Source organism: Streptomyces sp. HUAS ZL42 (assembly GCF_040782645.1).
GTDB lineage: Bacteria > Actinomycetota > Actinomycetes > Streptomycetales > Streptomycetaceae > Streptomyces.
Genome location: NZ_CP160403.1, coordinates 729,377 through 745,063, shown reverse-complemented (window position 1 = coordinate 745,063; position 15,687 = coordinate 729,377). Strand labels below are relative to the sequence as shown.

The 15,687-nt window shown below is 70.3% G+C and carries 18 protein-coding genes and 3 pseudogenes; 13 read left to right on the top strand and 8 right to left on the bottom strand.

All coding sequences use genetic code 11. From position 1 onward, the window contains the following. Positions 1–73 precede the first annotated feature (73 nt). Positions 74–1,171 carry a PLP-dependent cysteine synthase family protein gene (locus tag ABZO29_RS03535; protein ID WP_367318637.1) on the top strand — a complete coding sequence of 366 codons (1,098 nt, stop codon included), beginning with the start codon at positions 74–76 and terminating at the stop codon, positions 1,169–1,171. Beyond that, positions 1,168–2,463, top strand: a complete 1,296-nt coding sequence (locus ABZO29_RS03530) for an MFS transporter (protein ID WP_367318636.1) — start codon at positions 1,168–1,170, stop codon at positions 2,461–2,463. The genes ABZO29_RS03535 and ABZO29_RS03530 overlap by 4 nt, the downstream gene beginning before the upstream one ends. A 226-nt stretch (positions 2,464–2,689) precedes the next feature. On the opposite strand, the gene ABZO29_RS03525 is transcribed toward ABZO29_RS03530, so the two are convergent. Then, on the bottom strand, positions 2,690–3,955 hold the full coding sequence (locus ABZO29_RS03525; protein WP_367318635.1) for an FAD-dependent monooxygenase: 1,266 nt from the start codon (positions 3,953–3,955) through the stop codon (positions 2,690–2,692). Positions 3,956–3,969: 14 nt separating this feature from the next. Next, entirely contained in the window at positions 3,970–4,827 is an 858-nt protein-coding gene (locus ABZO29_RS03520) for an alpha/beta fold hydrolase (RefSeq protein ID WP_367318634.1), read from the bottom strand. A 76-nt stretch (positions 4,828–4,903) separates the two neighbouring features. Between ABZO29_RS03520 and ABZO29_RS03515 the strand changes: the two genes are divergently transcribed. Next, positions 4,904–5,782 (top strand): helix-turn-helix domain-containing protein, encoded by an 879-nt coding sequence (locus ABZO29_RS03515; RefSeq protein ID WP_367318633.1) that lies wholly within the window; start codon positions 4,904–4,906, stop codon positions 5,780–5,782. 217 nt (positions 5,783–5,999) lie between these two features. Here the strand turns inward: ABZO29_RS03515 and ABZO29_RS03510 are convergent. Continuing rightward, positions 6,000–6,389, bottom strand: a pseudogene (locus ABZO29_RS03510) (DUF302 domain-containing protein); the annotation flags it as partial. 173 nt (positions 6,390–6,562) lie between these two features. Between ABZO29_RS03510 and ABZO29_RS03505 the strand changes: the two are divergent. The 3 genes from ABZO29_RS03505 (at position 6,563) to ABZO29_RS03495 (ending at position 9,125) form a co-directional block, all read left to right on the top strand. Further along, entirely contained in the window at positions 6,563–7,924 is a 1,362-nt protein-coding gene (locus tag ABZO29_RS03505) for a rhodanese-like domain-containing protein (RefSeq protein ID WP_367318632.1), read from the top strand. Between the two features lie 71 nt (positions 7,925–7,995). Further along, positions 7,996–8,382: a rhodanese-like domain-containing protein gene (locus ABZO29_RS03500; protein WP_367318631.1), complete on the top strand. Its 387-nt coding sequence runs from the start codon at positions 7,996–7,998 to the stop codon at positions 8,380–8,382. Continuing rightward, positions 8,379–9,125 carry a sulfite exporter TauE/SafE family protein gene (locus tag ABZO29_RS03495; RefSeq protein WP_367318630.1) on the top strand — a complete coding sequence of 249 codons (747 nt, stop codon included), beginning with the start codon at positions 8,379–8,381 and terminating at the stop codon, positions 9,123–9,125. Before ABZO29_RS03500 ends, ABZO29_RS03495 begins: the two co-directional genes overlap by 4 nt. Positions 9,126–9,146: 21 nt before the next feature. On the opposite strand, the gene ABZO29_RS03490 is transcribed toward ABZO29_RS03495, so the two are convergent. Then, the gene (locus ABZO29_RS03490; RefSeq protein ID WP_367318629.1) at positions 9,147–9,434 is read right to left on the bottom strand and encodes a metal-sensitive transcriptional regulator; all 288 of its coding nucleotides are present in this window, start codon (positions 9,432–9,434) and stop codon (positions 9,147–9,149) included. A gap of 80 nt (positions 9,435–9,514) precedes the next feature. Here ABZO29_RS03490 and ABZO29_RS03485 point away from each other — a divergent pair, with 80 nt between their 5' ends. Continuing rightward, positions 9,515–10,102 carry a rhodanese-like domain-containing protein gene (locus ABZO29_RS03485; protein ID WP_367318628.1) on the top strand — a complete coding sequence of 196 codons (588 nt, stop codon included), beginning with the start codon at positions 9,515–9,517 and terminating at the stop codon, positions 10,100–10,102. Positions 10,103–10,149: 47 nt separating this feature from the next. Here the strand turns inward: ABZO29_RS03485 and trxA are convergent, their stop codons facing one another. Next, positions 10,150–10,518 carry a thioredoxin gene (gene trxA, locus ABZO29_RS03480; RefSeq protein WP_367318627.1) on the bottom strand — a complete coding sequence of 123 codons (369 nt, stop codon included), beginning with the start codon at positions 10,516–10,518 and terminating at the stop codon, positions 10,150–10,152. A 433-nt stretch (positions 10,519–10,951) separates the two neighbouring features. Between trxA and ABZO29_RS03475 the strand changes: the two genes are divergently transcribed. The 4 genes and pseudogenes from ABZO29_RS03475 (at position 10,952) to ABZO29_RS03460 (ending at position 13,693) form a co-directional block, all read left to right on the top strand. Continuing rightward, entirely contained in the window at positions 10,952–12,193 is a 1,242-nt protein-coding gene (locus ABZO29_RS03475; protein WP_367318626.1) for an NAD(P)/FAD-dependent oxidoreductase, read from the top strand. A 53-nt stretch (positions 12,194–12,246) separates the two neighbouring features. Next, positions 12,247–12,564: a TusE/DsrC/DsvC family sulfur relay protein gene (locus tag ABZO29_RS03470; RefSeq protein WP_367318625.1), complete on the top strand. Its 318-nt coding sequence runs from the start codon at positions 12,247–12,249 to the stop codon at positions 12,562–12,564. Between the two features lie 20 nt (positions 12,565–12,584). Then, the gene (locus tag ABZO29_RS03465; RefSeq protein WP_367318624.1) at positions 12,585–13,058 is read left to right on the top strand and encodes a DsrE/DsrF/DrsH-like family protein; all 474 of its coding nucleotides are present in this window, start codon (positions 12,585–12,587) and stop codon (positions 13,056–13,058) included. Positions 13,059–13,256: 198 nt separating this feature from the next. After that, positions 13,257–13,693, top strand: a pseudogene (locus ABZO29_RS03460) (ankyrin repeat domain-containing protein). 509 nt (positions 13,694–14,202) lie between these two features. Here the strand turns inward: ABZO29_RS03460 and ABZO29_RS03455 are convergent. After that, positions 14,203–14,493 (bottom strand): hypothetical protein, encoded by a 291-nt coding sequence (locus ABZO29_RS03455; RefSeq protein WP_367318623.1) that lies wholly within the window; start codon positions 14,491–14,493, stop codon positions 14,203–14,205. On the opposite strand from ABZO29_RS03455, the pseudogene ABZO29_RS03450 reads away from it, so the two are divergent. Together ABZO29_RS03450 and ABZO29_RS03445 are read left to right on the top strand one after the other, a co-directional pair. Next, positions 14,394–14,747, top strand: a pseudogene (locus ABZO29_RS03450) (redoxin domain-containing protein); the annotation flags it as partial. The gene ABZO29_RS03455 and the pseudogene ABZO29_RS03450 overlap by 100 nt on opposite strands. After that, positions 14,666–15,028: a redoxin domain-containing protein gene (locus ABZO29_RS03445; protein ID WP_367318622.1), complete on the top strand. Its 363-nt coding sequence runs from the start codon at positions 14,666–14,668 to the stop codon at positions 15,026–15,028. The pseudogene ABZO29_RS03450 and the gene ABZO29_RS03445, both read left to right, overlap by 82 nt. Before the next feature lie 332 nt (positions 15,029–15,360). Here ABZO29_RS03445 and ABZO29_RS03440 read toward each other — a convergent pair whose 3' ends face one another. Further along, positions 15,361–15,531, bottom strand: a complete 171-nt coding sequence (locus ABZO29_RS03440; protein WP_367318621.1) for a hypothetical protein — start codon at positions 15,529–15,531, stop codon at positions 15,361–15,363. Continuing rightward, complete coding sequence (locus tag ABZO29_RS03435; protein WP_367318620.1) at positions 15,522–15,686, bottom strand: rhodanese-like domain-containing protein; 165 nt, start codon at positions 15,684–15,686, stop codon at positions 15,522–15,524. The genes ABZO29_RS03440 and ABZO29_RS03435 overlap by 10 nt, the downstream gene beginning before the upstream one ends. Position 15,687: the final 1 nt, after the last annotated feature.

Sequence of the window (15,687 nt, the reverse complement as noted above, 5' to 3'; positions counted from 1 at the left end):
CCGCGCGCCGTGCCTCGGCCGGCACGCGAGACGAGCATCCGTACGCGTCCACACCGAACGAGAGCGAAACCAGATGCACTCCCTGACCACGAGTGACTCCACACCCGCCGGCTCCTCCCTCCAGGGGCTTGTCGGCAACACCCCTGTCCTGCACGTCTCCCAGCCCTTCACCCCGCCCGACCGCGGCTTCTGGGTCAAGCTGGAGGGCTTCAACCCCGGTGGTATCAAGGACCGCCCGGCCCTGCACATGGTCGAACGGGCCCGCACCCGGGGCGAGTTGCAGCCGGGGTGCCCGCTCGTCGAGTCGACCAGCGGCACCCTCGGGCTTGGTCTCGCCCTGGCGGGGATGGTCTACGGCCACCCCGTCACGTTGGTCACCGACCCGGGCCTCGAACCCTCGATGAACCGGTTGCTCGCCGCCTACGGCGCCACCGTCGACATGGTGCCCGAGCCCCACCCGACCGGCGGCTGGCAGCAGGCCCGCCGCGACCGTGTCGCCGAGCTACTGGCCCGGCAGCCCGGTGCCTGGTGTCCCGACCAGTACAGCAACCCCGACAACGTCGCCGCCTACACCCCGCTCGCCCTCGAACTCGCCTCCCAGCTGGGCCACATCGACGTACTCGTCTGCAGTGTCGGAACGGGAGGCCACTCGGCGGGCATCTCCCGAGTGCTGCGTCAGCTCTATCCCGGGATGCGGCTGGTGGGTGTGGACACCGTCGGCTCGACCATCTTCGGCCAGCCCGCCCGGCCCCGCCTCATGCGCGGACTCGGCTCCAGCATCCACCCGCGCAACGTCGCCTACGACCACTTCAGCGAGGTGCACTGGGTGGCACCGGGCGAATCGGTCTGGGCCTGCAGGCAGTTGGCCGCCTCCCACTACGCCACCGGCGGCTGGAGCGTCGGCGCGGTCGCGCTCGTGGCCGGCTGGCTCGCCCGTACGAGTCCTGCGAGCACCCGCATCGTGGCGGTCTTCCCCGACGGACCACAGCGCTACCTGGAGACCGTGTACGACGACGGGTACTGCGCCGAACACGGCCTGCTGGACGTGACACCCACCGCCGAACCCGACGTGGTCGGCCGCCCCGACGAGAAGGAGGTCGTCCGCTGGACGCGCTGCTCCACCGTCAGCGATCCGCTCGCTCCGGTCGCCGAGGCGGGTGAGACGCGGTGAAGTCGACGCTCACGCAGATCCGGTCCTACGAGCGCAGCGTCCAACTGCTCCTGGCGAACCAGTTCACCATCAACCTCGGCTTCTACATGCTGATGCCCTACCTGGCCCAGCATCTGTCCGGAACGCTCGACCTGGCCGGCTGGCTGGTCGGACTCGTCCTGGGCGTGCGCAACTTCAGCCAGCAGGGCATGTTCCTGATCGGCGGCACAATGGCCGACCGGCTCGGCTACAAGCCGCTGATCGTGGCCGGATGCGTCCTGCGCACCGTCGGCTTCGCCACCCTGGGCCTCGTGGACTCGGTTCCGGCCCTGATCGCCGCGTCGGCGGCGACCGGCTTCGCGGGCGCGTTGTTCAACCCCGCCGTACGGGCGTACCTCGCGGCCGACGCGGGCGAGCGCAGGGTCGAGGCCTTCGCCTTGTTCAACGTCTTCTACCAGGCCGGGATCCTGCTCGGCCCGCTGGTGGGGATGCTGCTGACCGGCCTCGACTTCCGCATCACGTGCCTCGTCTCGGCGGCGGTCTTCGCACTGCTGAGCGTCGTACAGACCCGCTCGCTCCCGGCCCGCCGCGCGGATCGGGGGACGGGCGCCGACGGTGGCCCGGAGGGCCTGCTGGCGCAGTGGCGGGGTGTGCTGCGCAACCGTGCGTTCCTGCTCTTTGCCACGGCCATGATCGGCTCGTACGTGCTGTCCTTCCAGGTGTATCTGGCGCTGCCGCTGGAGGTACGACGACTGGGCGGCGCGGGGGAGTTCGGGACGGCGGCGGTCGGGCTGCTGTTCGCCGCCTCCGGTCTCGCCACGATCTTCGGCCAGACCCGGGTGACCGCCTGGTGCAAGGAGCGCCTGGCGCCCGGACAGGCCCTGACCTGGGGGCTTTTGAGCATGGGCCTGGCGTTCGCACCGCTGCTCGCGGCGACGGCGCTACCCGTGCCGGCCGAGGGGATCGGGCGCCTGCTCATTGCCGCCGTGCCGCCCACTCTGGCGGCCCTGCTCCTGGCGCTGGGCACGATGATCGCGTACCCGTTCGAGATGGACACGATCGTCCAGCTCTCCGGCGACCGCCTGGTCGCCACCCACTACGGGCTCTACAACACCATCTGCGGCATCGGCATCACCCTGGGCAACCTCCTCACCGGAGCGGCCCTCGACGCCGCCAGGGCGGCCGGTGTGTCGGCACTGCCCTGGCTCGCCCTGCTCGTCCTCGGCCTGGTCTGTGCCGGCTCTCTTCACGGGCTGCATCGTGGCGGCCGGCTGACACCTGCCACGGCCGAACCTGAGCCCGCCACGGCCTGATCGAACGAGGTCTGAGCAGGGACGGACGGGCACCACTGGTCGCCCCATCCGACGCAAAGTACCGATCCGCTGCACCTGATGCGGCTGTTCGGCATCACCGCGCAGACGGCCATGTGCTACATCGCAGCCGCCCAGCCCGAGCGCACAGCCAATCTGCCGCGGTGACGTTGGCCGAGGCGAGGGCTGCGAGGGGTCGATGGCCGACAAAAAGGGCGGCGAGCACTCCTCACTCCGCCCCGAGACCGCCTCCGGGGTCACCCGGGAGGCTGCCCCGGCCTGCTGATGCGGCGGGCGACGGCGGGTAGTCGTCGACGGTCACGGAGTTGTAGAGGCGTGCGCTCTTGGTCGTGAGGCGAACGAGGGCGCGGCTGGGGCCCGTGGGCAGGGCGGAGATCAGGCGAGCGCCCTGGGCAAGTCCCCACACGCCGAGGTGGGATGTGGGGATCAGGGTCTTCGCCGCACTCAGCGCGACCGCGCGGCTGCCGTGCACGTGCTCCGCCATCACGCGCTCGTAGGCGGGGAAGGCACGCTCGTGGTCGCCGCCCGCCCGTGTCAGCTCTCCGGCGAGGACGTACGCGCCGACGACGGCCAGGGTGGTGCTGCCACCGACGGCTGGACCGGGGCAGTAGCCCGCGTCGCCGACGAGTGTCACTTTTCCCTGCGACCAGGTGTCCATGCGGAGCTGGGTGATCGAGTCGAAGTAGAACGCCGGGGTGCGGTCGAGTTCGTCCAGCCAGCGGTCCACGTCAGGGTGCATGCCGGCGAACGCACCGCGCAGCAGCTCCTTCTGCCGGGGCACGTCGTGGTGGTGGTAGTCGAGTTCGCGCTCGCTCCGGAACAGGAACAACGCCCGCGCGTCACCGAGGTGCCGCGCGCCGTACATGCCGGCAGTGCGGCCGACACCGACGTGGATGAGGAGCTCGCCGTCGAGGTCGGAGACGTTCGGCAGGGTCAGCACCCCGAGGTAGGCCCCTACGAAGGCGTTGAAGCGGGACTCCTCATCGAAGACGAGGCGGCGCACGTTGGAGTGCAGCCCGTCCGCGCCGACGACGAGGTCGAAGCGGCGCGGCGCGGCGTTTTCGAACCGCACCTCGCCGTCGGGCGAGATCGCGGTGATCGAGTCGCCGAAGACGTACTCGACGTCGTCGCGTGCGGCGTCGTAGTAGATCTCGCTCAGGTCGTCGCGCATGATCTCGACGTGCCGGTCGGAGGTGGCGCCGTAGATCTTGGAGAGGTCCGCCCGGACGGGACGCCGTGAGCCCTCCCGGTAGATGGTCATCCGGTTCGTGCCGGTGGCCCGATCCTCGATGCGCGGGAGCACGCCCATCTTCTCCGAGATGTTCATCGCGGGCCGGAACAGGTCGACCGCGTGGCCGCCGGTCTTGCGCAGCGCCGACGCGCGCTCGACGACGGTGACGGAGAAGCCGTGTCTGGTGAGCCAGTAGGCCAGCACCGGACCGGCGACGCTGGCGCCGGAGACGAGAATCCGCATGGCACCCCTTCTTTTCATTCAGTCCACCCGGCGTGGATCGCGGTGAAGGCGAGCAGGTAGGTGGCGGTCCGCGGCGGATCCTCGAGCAGGGGCGAGTGCCCGAGACCGGGCAGCAACTCGACCCTTGCGCGCGGAACGGCGCGGTAATCGGAGGCGGATGAGGATCGCCATCTGCGGTCGTCCTCGCCGAAGATCACCAGTAGTGGCTTGCCCAGGACCGTCAGCCGATCCGGCAGCGCCCGCTGCTCCAGGTAGGAGCGGGTGGCCCGCATCGACGTGGTGAGCGAGTGGTGGGTCATATCGCGCACGTCGTCCAGGAGCTCTTCTGGGATCTCGTAACCCGCGCGGCTGAAACCCGTGCTCGCGAACCGCCTCAGCTGCTCGTCGGTCGGCGGCCACTGCGAGAGGCCGATTGCAACGGACTCCGTTGCGATGAAGGCGTCCAGGCTGGGTCCGGTGTTGATGAGCGCAACTGCGGTCACCAGGTCGGGTCGCTGTTCGGCGAGGGCGGAGGCGACGACGCCGCCGCTGGAATGACCGACGACCACGGCGTGCTCGACGCCAAGCCGGTCCAGTACCACTCCGGCCCGACGTGCCTGGTCTGGGATCGCGTAGCTGCGGTCGGCCGGTTTGGCCGACCGGCCGTGCCCGAGCAGGTCGATCCGGATGACGCGGTGAGATCCGGTCAGCAGCGGAACCAGCGGGTCCCACGAGCGGGTCGAGGATGCGGACCCGTGGATGAGCAGGATTGCGGGGGCGTCGCGGGGGCCGTCCTGGCACACGTAGATGTCGCCGTCGTCCAGCGACAGGGTTGAACTCTCGGTGGCCTCGGCGCCCCCGTTCACGTGCGGTCTGCCGTCAGAAACAGTCATGAGCCCACTGTCTCCGCCAGACGCGCCGGTGGATTGGACGAATGTTCCCCTCAGCCGGCTCACCTAGCATGGGACGATGCGAACCTTTGTGCGCGGTGCGGCTACGTGGGGCGTCGAGTGCCCGCAGCGGCCCAGCCGGGTGACCGGTGTCACCATGGCCGGGTTCCATGTCCCTGACCTGGAAACGCTCCGGATAGTCCCGCACCCTGCCGTGACGCTGCTCCTGGAGTTCGGCGCGGGTTCGCCCGTCCTGGACTGTGCCACGGGGCGGCAGCAGCGGGGAAGCATGGTCGCCGGGCCTGGGCTCGGGTCCGGAGGCGCGGTCCTGGCGCGGGGAGAGAACGTCGAGTGCGTGCAGGTGCGCCTGTCTCCGGTGATCGCACGCGCGGTTCTGGGCGCCTCCCCCGCCGACCTCGACGGTACCGTGGTGCCGCTGGGCGACCTGTGGGGCCGGGAGGCGTCACGGATCCGCGAGCAACTCGGCGATGCCTCGTCGTGGCAGGATCGCTTCGCGTTGACGGACGCGCTGCTCGCCCGCCGGCATGAGGCGGGGCCACCGGTGGACCCGGAGGTGGCCTGGGCCTGGCACCGGATCGTCGTCAGCCGTGGCCTGGCCCGGGTCGACGGACTCGCGGCCGAGATCGGGTGGAGCCGTAAGCGGCTGTGGTCCCGGTTCCGGTCGCAGCTCGGCCTGCCGCCCAAGCGCGCCGTGAAGCTGGTCCGCTTCGACCATGCCGCCCACCGCCTGGTCGCGGGCGAAGTCGCGGCCCAAGTCGCGGCCGACACCGGCTACGCCGACCAGTCCCACCTGCATCGGGACGTCGTGGCGTTCACCGGGGCGACCCCCGCGACCGTGGCCGGCGAGCCGTTTCTCGCCGTTGACGGCATCGCATGGCCCAGCCGCGGGACAACCGCATTCCTCACCTCTCCCGGCTCGGTCGCCAGCCGGAGGTAAGACGGCTTCCGCGTGCGAGCGGGGAAGCCGGCGCCGCTGGTGGAGAATTACGTGACGTTCCACGGCGGCACTGCGGCTGTCAGAGCTGACCAACCACGAACATGCAGAACCTGCGTGTCAGGGCTTCCAAATCGGCAGACCGACGCGCGAGTTCTCGCTCGTGCCCCTCCAGGAATCTGCGATCCTGCGAGCTTCTGATCTCAGCGGCGAATTCATCACTCGCGGTGAGCGAGGTGAGGTCGGCGTCGAGGCGGCGCGTGGCCTCCTCGGCGACAGGGCGCAGGGCGTCCAGTTCGGTGAGGGCCACCATCGTGTGCGGGCCCAGGGCCTGTACGGCGGTGTCATCGCCGTCGGCGCGGACTACCGCATTGCAGGGCAGCAGTAGGCCGATGGAGCGGTCGGTGTCCAGCGCGCGGCGCGACAGCGGCGGGTTGCAGGCGCCGAGGATGACCTAGTCCTCCATGTCGTGGTCGAGCTTGGCCTTGAGCGTGGCGCTGATGTCGATCTCGGTGAGGATGCCGAAGCCCTGGGCGGCGAGGGCGTCGCGGACTCGGTCCACGGTGGTGGCGAAGTCGGTGTCGAGGTGCACGGTGCGGTCGTGGCGCATGGCGGTGACCTGCCCTTCTGGTCGTATCGCGGGGCGCGGGACGGGTGTCCGGGCGTGTGCGAGGTACTCGTTCTCGCGGGGCTCTCCCCGCCCCCGAAAATACCCCCCTGGGTATTCGTGTTATCGTCGATGTATACCCCCTGGGGTAATTGACTGAAAGGGAGGAGTACCTCGTGTTCTTCGTCGACACGATCGATGTGCCGGGGCTCGGCAACCGCAGCTACCTGGCGGGTGGTGGGCGGACGGCGGTCGCGGTCGATCCGCCGCGCGACATCGACCGGGTGATCGCGGCAGCCGCTCGGCGTGAGGTGCGGATCTCGCAGGTGGTCGAGACGCACGTGCACAACGACTACGTGACCGGCGGCCTGGAGCTGGCCCGGATCACGGGCGCCGCGTACCTGGTTCCTGCCGGGGCCCGGGTGTCGTTCGAGCGGGTACCGGTGCGCGATGGCGATGTCAGCGACGTCGACGCGGGGCTGACCCTGCGTGCGCTGGCCACGCCCGGCCACACCCCGCACCACACCTCCTACGTGCTGGAGGAGAACGGGGCGGCGGTCGCGGTGTTCACCGGCGGCTCGCTGCTCATCGGCACGGTCGGCCGCCCCGATCTGGTCGAGCCGCGGATGACCGAGGACCTGGCCCGTGCCCAGCACGCCTCCGCGCACCGGCTGGCCGCCGAGCTGCCCGAGGAGACGGCGGTGCTGCCCACGCACGGCTTCGGCAGCTTCTGCTCGTCGTCCCAGGCGGAAGGCAGTGACACGACCATCGGCAAGGAGAAGGTGTCCAACGAGGCGCTCGTCCGGGACGTGGACGCCTTCGTCGCCGACCTGCTGGCCGGCCTGGACGACATCCCCGCCTACTACGCGCACATGGGCCCGGCCAACTCCGCCGGACCCCTGCCCGTGGATCTGACCCCGCCCGCCGTCGCGGACGCCGAGGAGATGGCCGCCCGGCTGGCGGCGGGGGAGTGGGTGGTGGACCTGCGCAACCGGGTCGCCTTCGCCGCCGGACACGTCGCCGGCTCGTTCAACTTCGAGGCCGAAGGGCAGCTCGCCACGTATCTGGCCTGGCTGATCCCCTGGGGCAAGCCGGTCACGCTGCTCGCCGAGTCGCCCGAGCAGCTCGCCGCCGCCCAGCGCGAGTTGGTCCGGGTGGGCATCGACCGGCCGGCCGCGGCGGCCACCGGCACACCGGCCGACTGGGTGCGCCAGGGCGAGGCGCCGGCCTCCTTCCGCCGTGCCACCTTCGCCGACCTCGCGGATCGGCATCCGAAGGAGAGCGTCGTCGTCCTGGATGTCCGGCGTGGCTCGGAGCGAGCGGGCGGGTTCGTCGATGGGTCGGTGCATATCCCGATCCACATGCTGCACCGCCGTCTCGACGAGGTTCCCGAGGGCGAGGTGTGGGTGCACTGCGCGGGCGGCATGCGCGCCGCGATCGCCGCCTCCCTGCTGGACGCCGCGGGCCGGGACGTCGTCGCGGTGGACGACTCCTTCGACGCGGCCGAGAAGGCGGGACTCGCCATCCGGACCCCCTGAGCGCGTCGGACGCCGCACAGGGCCTTAGCGATCTTCCGTATCGACACGGGAAACAGGAGCGAGAAACCGAGATGAGCTTCCTTCGACGCGGCCGGGGCGGACCGGGCCGTGTAAGCGTGCAGGAGGCGGCCGCGCGCACCGGGCACGGCAACGCCGACGGTGGCGCTGACGCGGTGCTGCTCGACGTGCGCGAGCCGTACGAGTGGCAGGCCGGGCATGCGCCGCGAGCCGTGCACCTGCCGCTGTCCGCGCTGGCCGCCGGGGCAGGGCTGCCCGCTCACGTGCAGGCGCGGCCCCTGGTCGTGATCTGCCGTTCCGGCAACCGCTCCCGGCAGGCCGCCGAACTGCTCGCCGCCCGCGGCTCGCAGGCCGTGGACGTGATCGGCGGGATGCGGGACTGGGCCGGAGCAGGTCTGCCGGTGGTGGACGCGCGCGGCCGCAACGGCACGGTCGCGTGAGCGCGGTCATACTCGCCCTGGCCGCCGGGACCGTGATCGGCCTGGCGCTGGGTGCGCTCGGCGGCGGCGGAAGCGTCCTGGCCGTTCCCGCGCTGATCTACCTGCTCGGCTTCAGTCCGGTCGGGGCGACGACCGCGAGTCTGGTGATCGTCACGCTGACTTCGGCCACCGCGTTGGTCGCGCATGCCCGCGACGGGCACGTGCGGTGGCGTACGGGGCTGCTGTTCGCGGCGGCCGGGATCGGACCGGCGATGCTCGGCGGCGCGCTCGCCGACCGCATCCCGGAGGCCGTGCTGACGGCGGGCTTCGCCGTGGTCGCTGGAGTGGCCGCCCTGCGCATGCTGCGCTCCCGGGCGGCCGCGGAGGGTGCCGTGACGGTACGGCCGGGCCGGGCAGCGGCGGCCGGTGCCGGGCTCGGCGCGGTCACCGGTGTCCTCGGTGTCGGCGGCGGCTTTCTCGCCGTACCGGCACTGGTGGGGGTACTCGGCATGCGGATGCGGAGCGCGGTGGGCACCAGCCTGCTGGTCATCACCGTCAACTCACTGGCCGCGCTGGCGACTCGGGCCGGTACGGTCGAGGGACTGGACTGGGCGGTCGTCGGACCGTTCATCGGCGCCGCGATCCTGGGCGCATGGGACGGCAAGCGGCTTGCCACGAAGGTGTCCGGGCGCACACTTCAGCAGGTCTTCGCCCTGGTGCTGCTTGCGGTCGCGGCCTTCATGCTGATCGACGCGGTGCTGTGAAGGCCGCCGCGCCGAGCGTCCTCACGCCAAGGACAGGAACAGCTTCTCCAGGCGGGCGCGCATCTGCTCCGTGGTCTCGCCGTTCTTGCGGCCGGAGTTGATGTCCGTCACGCACTGCTGCAGGCCCGTCGCGATGATCGCGAACCCGGCCCGGTCCAGCGCGCGGGAGGCGGCGGCGAGCTGCGTGACGACGTCCTCACAGTCGCGTCCCTCCTCGATCATCCGGATCACCCCGGAGATCTGACCCTGCGCCCGGCGCAGCCGGTTCAGCACGGCCTTCAGGTCCGCACCCTCGAGCTCCAGTTCCACGATCACTCCTCAAAAATACCCCTAGGGGTACTGTACGTCCCGGTTCGGGACGACGTCGACCATTAAGGATCACATCTGTCATGACCAACTCCCCCGCCCCTGTCACCCTCGGCGCCGACCAGGCCCGCACCCGGCTGCACGAGCTGACGGTCATCGACGTGCGCACGCCCGCCGAGTACGCCTCCGGCCACCTCCCCGGTGCCCTCAACATCCCCCTGGACCACATTCGGCGGGCCCTGCCGGAGATTCGGCACGCCGCCGAGTGCGGGGACGTTCTCGTCGTGTGCGCCTCAGGCGCCCGTTCCGAGAACGCCTGCAGGCTCCTTGCCGAGCAGGGCATCACCACGGCGACCCTCGTCGGCGGCACCGGTGCCTGGGCCGCTGAGGGGCACGACCTGCACACCCCGGCGGCCTGCGACACGCGGGCCCGCTGGAGCATGGAACGCCAGGTGCGCTTCACCGCCGGCGCCCTGGTTCTCCTCGGCCTCGTCCTGGGCCTGCTCGTGCATCCGGCCCTCCTGCTGATCTCGGGCGGTGTGGCGGGCGGCCTGGTCTTCTCCGCTCTCACGAACTCCTGCGGCATGGCGGTCGTGCTCGGCAAGCTGCCCCACAACCGCCCGCGCGGTGCCGATCTCGATGCCGCGCTCGCCTCGCTGCGCAACCGTTGAATCAGGCGTTCAAGGGCGCCCGCGGACTTCGTGGGTGCCCTTGGCCGTCACTGAACTCCCGCGGAGTCTGCAGCCTGTTGGCGCACGTCCGCCATGTCCACGGCCCGGATCTTGGTGATGAGCTCCTCGAGTGCCTGCGGCGGCAGCGCGCCCGGCCGCGAGTACAGGACGGTCCGGTCGCGGACGGCCATCAGGGTGGGGATGGACGAGATCCGGAAGGCGCCCGCCAGTTCGGGCTGTGCCTCGGTGTCGACCTTGCCGAAGACGATGTCCGGGTGGCGTTCGGCCGCCTTCTCGTAGACGGGGCCGAACATCCGGCACGGTCCGCACCAGGCGGCCCAGAAGTCGATCAGCACGATGTCGGAGCCGGTGACGGTGTCCTCGAAGTTGTCCTTGGTCAGTTCGACGGTCGGCATGGGGTTCCCTCTCCTCTCACATACCCGGTGGGGTATCTGACGCTGCTCGGTTCAACCGATGCCGGTCCGTCTTTTGTTCCAGGCAGACGGGAGGTTCAGGTGGTCGGGGTGAGAGGCGAGCACATCGCGGGCGCGATCGAGTCGACCGGCCAATGCCTCCTCGCCCAGCCGGCGGTGGCGGACGGCCCGGGCGGTGATCCGCGCTTCGGCGCCGAGCGCAGGCCAGAGGCCGACGGGGTGGGGGAGGGGTCCTTCGGCCCTCGTGCACTCGGCGGCGGCGATATACCCTACTGGGTATTTTTCCAGGGTGTTTGCTGCGGCCGAGGGGCAGTCGTGAGGGCCGGTTGGGGTGGGGAGGGTATACCCGGGTGGGTACCGGGGCCGGGACCAGCGGCCCATGCCCCGCTCTCATCTTCCGCACGACAGTGGGCACATGGGCAAACACATCGTGATTCTCGGAAGCGGAACCGCCGGCACCATGACCGCGAACCGCTTGTGCCGCGCGTACGACGAGAGCGAGCTGCGGATCACGGTCGTCGACCAGGACGACGACCACATCTACCAGCCGGGCCTGCTGTTCGTGCCGTTCGGCCTCGCCCAGCCCGACCACCTCGTGCGACCCCGCCCGCGGCAGCTGGACCCGGTGGTCGACTACAAGCAGGCACGCATCGAGCGGGTCGACCTGGAAGCGCGGACCGTGCACCTCGGCGGCGGCATCAGCCTCGGCTACGACGTCCTCGTGGTCGCCACCGGGGCCAGGCTGCTGCCGGAGGAGACCGAGGGACTGACCGGCCCCGGCTGGCGCGAGAACGTCTTCACCTTCTACGACCTGCCCGGTGCCGTGGGCCTGCACGACGCGCTGGAGCGCTTCGAGGGCGGCCGCCTGGTGATCGATGTCGCCGACCTGCCCCTCAAGTGCCCCGTCGCGCCGTTGGAGTTCGCCTTCCTCGCCGACTGGTACTTCCAGCACCGGGGCATCCGGGACCGGGTCGAGCTGACGTACGCCACCCCGCTCGACGGTGCGTTCACCAAGCCGGTCGCGGCCAAGGCGCTGGGCGGGTTGCTCAAGACGAAGGGTATCGAGCTGGTCACGGAGTTCACGCTCGGAGAGGTCGACGGCGAACACAGGCGGCTGGTGTCGTACGACGAGCGGGCGTTGCCGTTCGATCTGGCCGTCGTCGTACCGCTGCACGGCGGCGCCGCGTACGTCGGCCGCTCCGAGGGCCTCGGCGACGAACTGGGCTTCATCCCCGTCGACCCGCACACCCTCCAACACCCCGACCGCCCCGAGGTGTTCGCGATCGGGGATGCGGCCGGACTGCCCGCCTCCAAGGCCGGTTCGGTGGCGCACTTCGAGGGTGAGGTGCTGGTGCACAACATCGGCCGCTTTTTCGCTGGACAGCCGCTGGACGCCTCCTTCGACGGGCATGCCAACTGCTTTGTCGAGACGGGCTTCCACAGGGCGCTGCTGATCGACTTCAACTACGACACCGAGCCGCTGCCCGGCCACTTCCCGGGCCCGGTCGGCCTGCCGCTGCTGAAGGAGTCGCACGCCGCCCACCTCGGCAAGCTCGCTTTCGAGTGGCTGTACTGGCACAGCCTGCTGCCCGGCCGGGAACTGCCCGGCATCGGCTCGGCCATGCCCGAGCGCGGCAAGCACCACGTATCCGCGTGAGAACCACGTGTCCGCCCGAGGGTACGTGTCCATCCAGGGGAGAGGACCCCGTCATGCTCACCGCCACCTACGCAGACACCGCCGTCCCCGTCGACGACGAGGGCTTCTTCACCGACCCCGACCGGTGGACCGAGCCCATGGCCGAACAGATCGCCAAGGAAGCCGGCATCGACACGCTGACCGACCGGCACTGGACGGTCATCCGTTTCATGCGCGCCCAGTACGCGGCCAAGGGAACGGGCCCCACCGTACGAGTGCTCGGCAAGACCTCCGGTGTGAGCGTCAAGGAGCTGTACCAGCTCTTCCCGAAGGGACCGGCGAAGACCGCCGCGAAGATCGCCGGGATCCCCAAGCCCCGCGGCTGCATCTGATCTGAAGGAGCGTGCCCGTCATGGCCGACACCGCCACGATCGAGAAGGTATCGATCATCGTCTCCAAGGGATCCCTGGAAGGGATCTACCCGGCCCTGATCATGGCCAACGGCGCCCGAGCCGAGGGGATCGAGGCCGACCTGTTCTTCACCTTCTTCGGACTGGACGCGATTACGAAGAAGCGCTGGGAGCACATCAAGCTGGCCACCGTCGGCAACCCGGGCCTGCACCTGCCGACCCTGCTGGGCGGTGTACCGGGCATGCCTGATCTGATCACCCGGTACATGGAACGCAAGATGGACAAGCTCGACATCCCGCCGATCCCCGAGTTCATCGAGATGATCGCCGACACCGGCGCGGGCATCTACGCCTGCAAGGCGTCCGTCGATCTCTTCGAACTCGGCAAGGACGACCTCGTCGAGCAGGTCCAGGGCGTCATCACGGTGGGGGAGTTCTACGAGCACGCGGCCGGCGGCCAGATCATCTACACCTGAGAGCACCTGAGGCGGCCGGCATCGGCAACGGACGCGGCCTGCCGGACGGAATGCGGAGTGTGGTGGCGGTGGTCGCCCATCCCGACGACGAGGCGTTCGGGCTGGGCGACCTCCTGCGAAGTCACTGTGCTGATCGCGGTGATCAACGAATGGATATGAGTGGCTCCGGCGCCCCCGTGATCGCTAGCCTCACCGGCTATGAAGCAGCGCCAACAGAAGAAGCTTTCCCGCCGCCTCTTCGGGGCAGTCCTGGCAGGTGACGCCAGGGGCACGAAGGCCCTGTTGCGCAGTGGGGCAAGTCCAGACGGAAGAAACAGCGACGGCACTACTCCGCTGTACCTGGCCTCGGTGCAGGGCGAGGCCGAAATAGCTCGTTCACTCATGGAAGCCGGGGCCTCCCCCGACACGGAAAGCAGCGGCCCCGGCTCGGAGGGCACACCGCTGTGCGCAGCCGCGTACTGGGGGCACAATGAAACAGTCCGGCAGTTGTTGGCGTATGGCGCCGATCCCAACCGTCGCGAAGACCACGGCCAGGGTGGTCCCCACTGGACTGGGCGGACCATGGCCACCGCCCTGACACTGCCGAAATCCTTCGGGCAGCAGGGGCGCAACCGACAGCTCACCCGGCTCCGTAGCCGGCGCGACCTCGGCACTCACTTTCGCAACAGGCCCTGGGCGTCCATCCTTTACGGCACGCCGGGCGACCTGCACGCCGAGCGGGCGGATGAACTCGGGTGCGCGGCGCAGGAACTGGGCGTCAGCCACGTAGAGCTGGCCAGGCACCCAGACGGTGCTCTCGACGAATCCCGTGCCCCGGCTCGCCGCGGAGGTCAGCCGCCTTCAACGGCCCGATGCCGCCGTCCTGGGCTGGACGCTGCCACAGGACACGGCGGACCGCTTGAACGCCGAGTTCGGCACGTCCTTCATCGGGCGGGGCCAGGTTGATCTGCCGTTTCCTTCAGCCCGTGGCGCGAGAACGGCGGCCCCGTGCGATCGCCTTCCCCCCAGTCTCGGCTTCGCTCGACCAGGAGGTGCCCCCATCGCCAGTCAGTCGGCCGACAGCCCGGTGCTCTGGCGGCGCCTGGAACTCCTGGGCGAGCGGAAGGGCCTGCGCGTGTTGGACTGACCCTGGCCGGCGACGCGGTCAGGAGGGAGGGGCGTCCTTCCGTGTCGATCGGACGGGGGCGCCGGCGCGCTCGGCCAGGCCGGCGTGCAGAAGGAGCAGGCGGGCCAGGTCACGTGCCTCGTCGGCGGTGAGCGCCGCCCACACGCCCGGCTCGTCGCCCTGGTCCCGGCCCACGTCGAGGGTGACCCGGCTGATGGGTCGCTCCGTGGGTGCCAGCCGCAGGCACCGTACGGCGATCCTGCGCCCGCAGCTCGTCACAAGAGAGGCGTCCTCGGTCGCAGAGGACCAGTCACGTCCTGCTGTCGCCATCCTTCTCACACTCCTCCGCCCGGTCGGTGTCGTCCCGGCGGTGTCGTCCGCAGTCGAATACCCGCAGGGGTATAAGCGAAAGCGCTGCGCGAGGCTGCATTGTTCCCCTGCCCCCTGGAGGGCCGAACCGAATCCACTCACGGCCGGTCCGGCTGTCCGACTACGCAGACAAGTGGCTCGTCGTCTTCAGCCACCCGGCGGACTTCACCCCGGTGTGCACCACCGAGTTCGTCGCCTTCACCGACCTCGCCGACGAGCTCGCTGCCGTAACACCGCCCTGCCCGGCAACACCGTGGACTCCGTCCACAGCCACCTCGCCTGGATCCGCGCGATCGAGGAGAAGCTCGGCGTGCGTATCCCGTTCCCGATCATCGCCGACCTGGACAGGCGCGTCTCGCGTGCCTACGGCATGCTCCACCCGAACACTTCGGGCACCGCCGCCGTACGCGCCGTCTTCCTGGACGTGTGGCCGGCCGACGACAGCGTCAAGCTCACCAACTGGTATCTGGCGACCATGCTCGGCACACCGGCCTGACCTGCGGCGTGATTGCGCGGGACGGTGTCACGTGCGTACGGCATGGACGACTGTGTCGAGGGTCGTGCGGCTGCCGCCCTCGGCTCGGTCACCGGCCGGGCGACCGTCTCGGCCCGCAGGATCTCGGCGTGACGCCGCCTGCCGCAGGCCGGGCGCCATCACGAGGTGCTCTTGACGTGCTCCCTGGCCTGCCGCCGCCGATGACGGCGACGCGGTGGCGGCCGGAGCTCGGTGCGTCGGTGGGGGAGGGGGTGGCGGCCAAGGCGGGGCTCCTTTCCGGCTGGCCGGTGTGCGGTGTCGGACAGGGATCAGACACCCCATGTCGTTTGAGGTCAAGCGGCAGGGGTGTGGGCGGCGTGCTCGTGCGTACCGGCCGCGACGGGACGCCCGCCGCGGGCGCAGGTGTCGGTGCCGCCGGTGACGGAGTAGGCGTCGACGTCGCGGGAGGTCATCCAGTCGGCTGCGGTCTGGCTGCGGTCGCCATTGGCGCAGATCACGTACACCGGCCGGTCGTCGGGCAGTTCGCCGCGGCGGGCACAGTGTGCAGCGGCATCAACCGCGCCCCGGGTACATGCCCGGCCGCGTACTCGTCCGCCTCTCGTACGTCGACCACGAGTGCGCCGTCGGCCCAGACCGCCGCGAACGCTTCCTGTGTCACT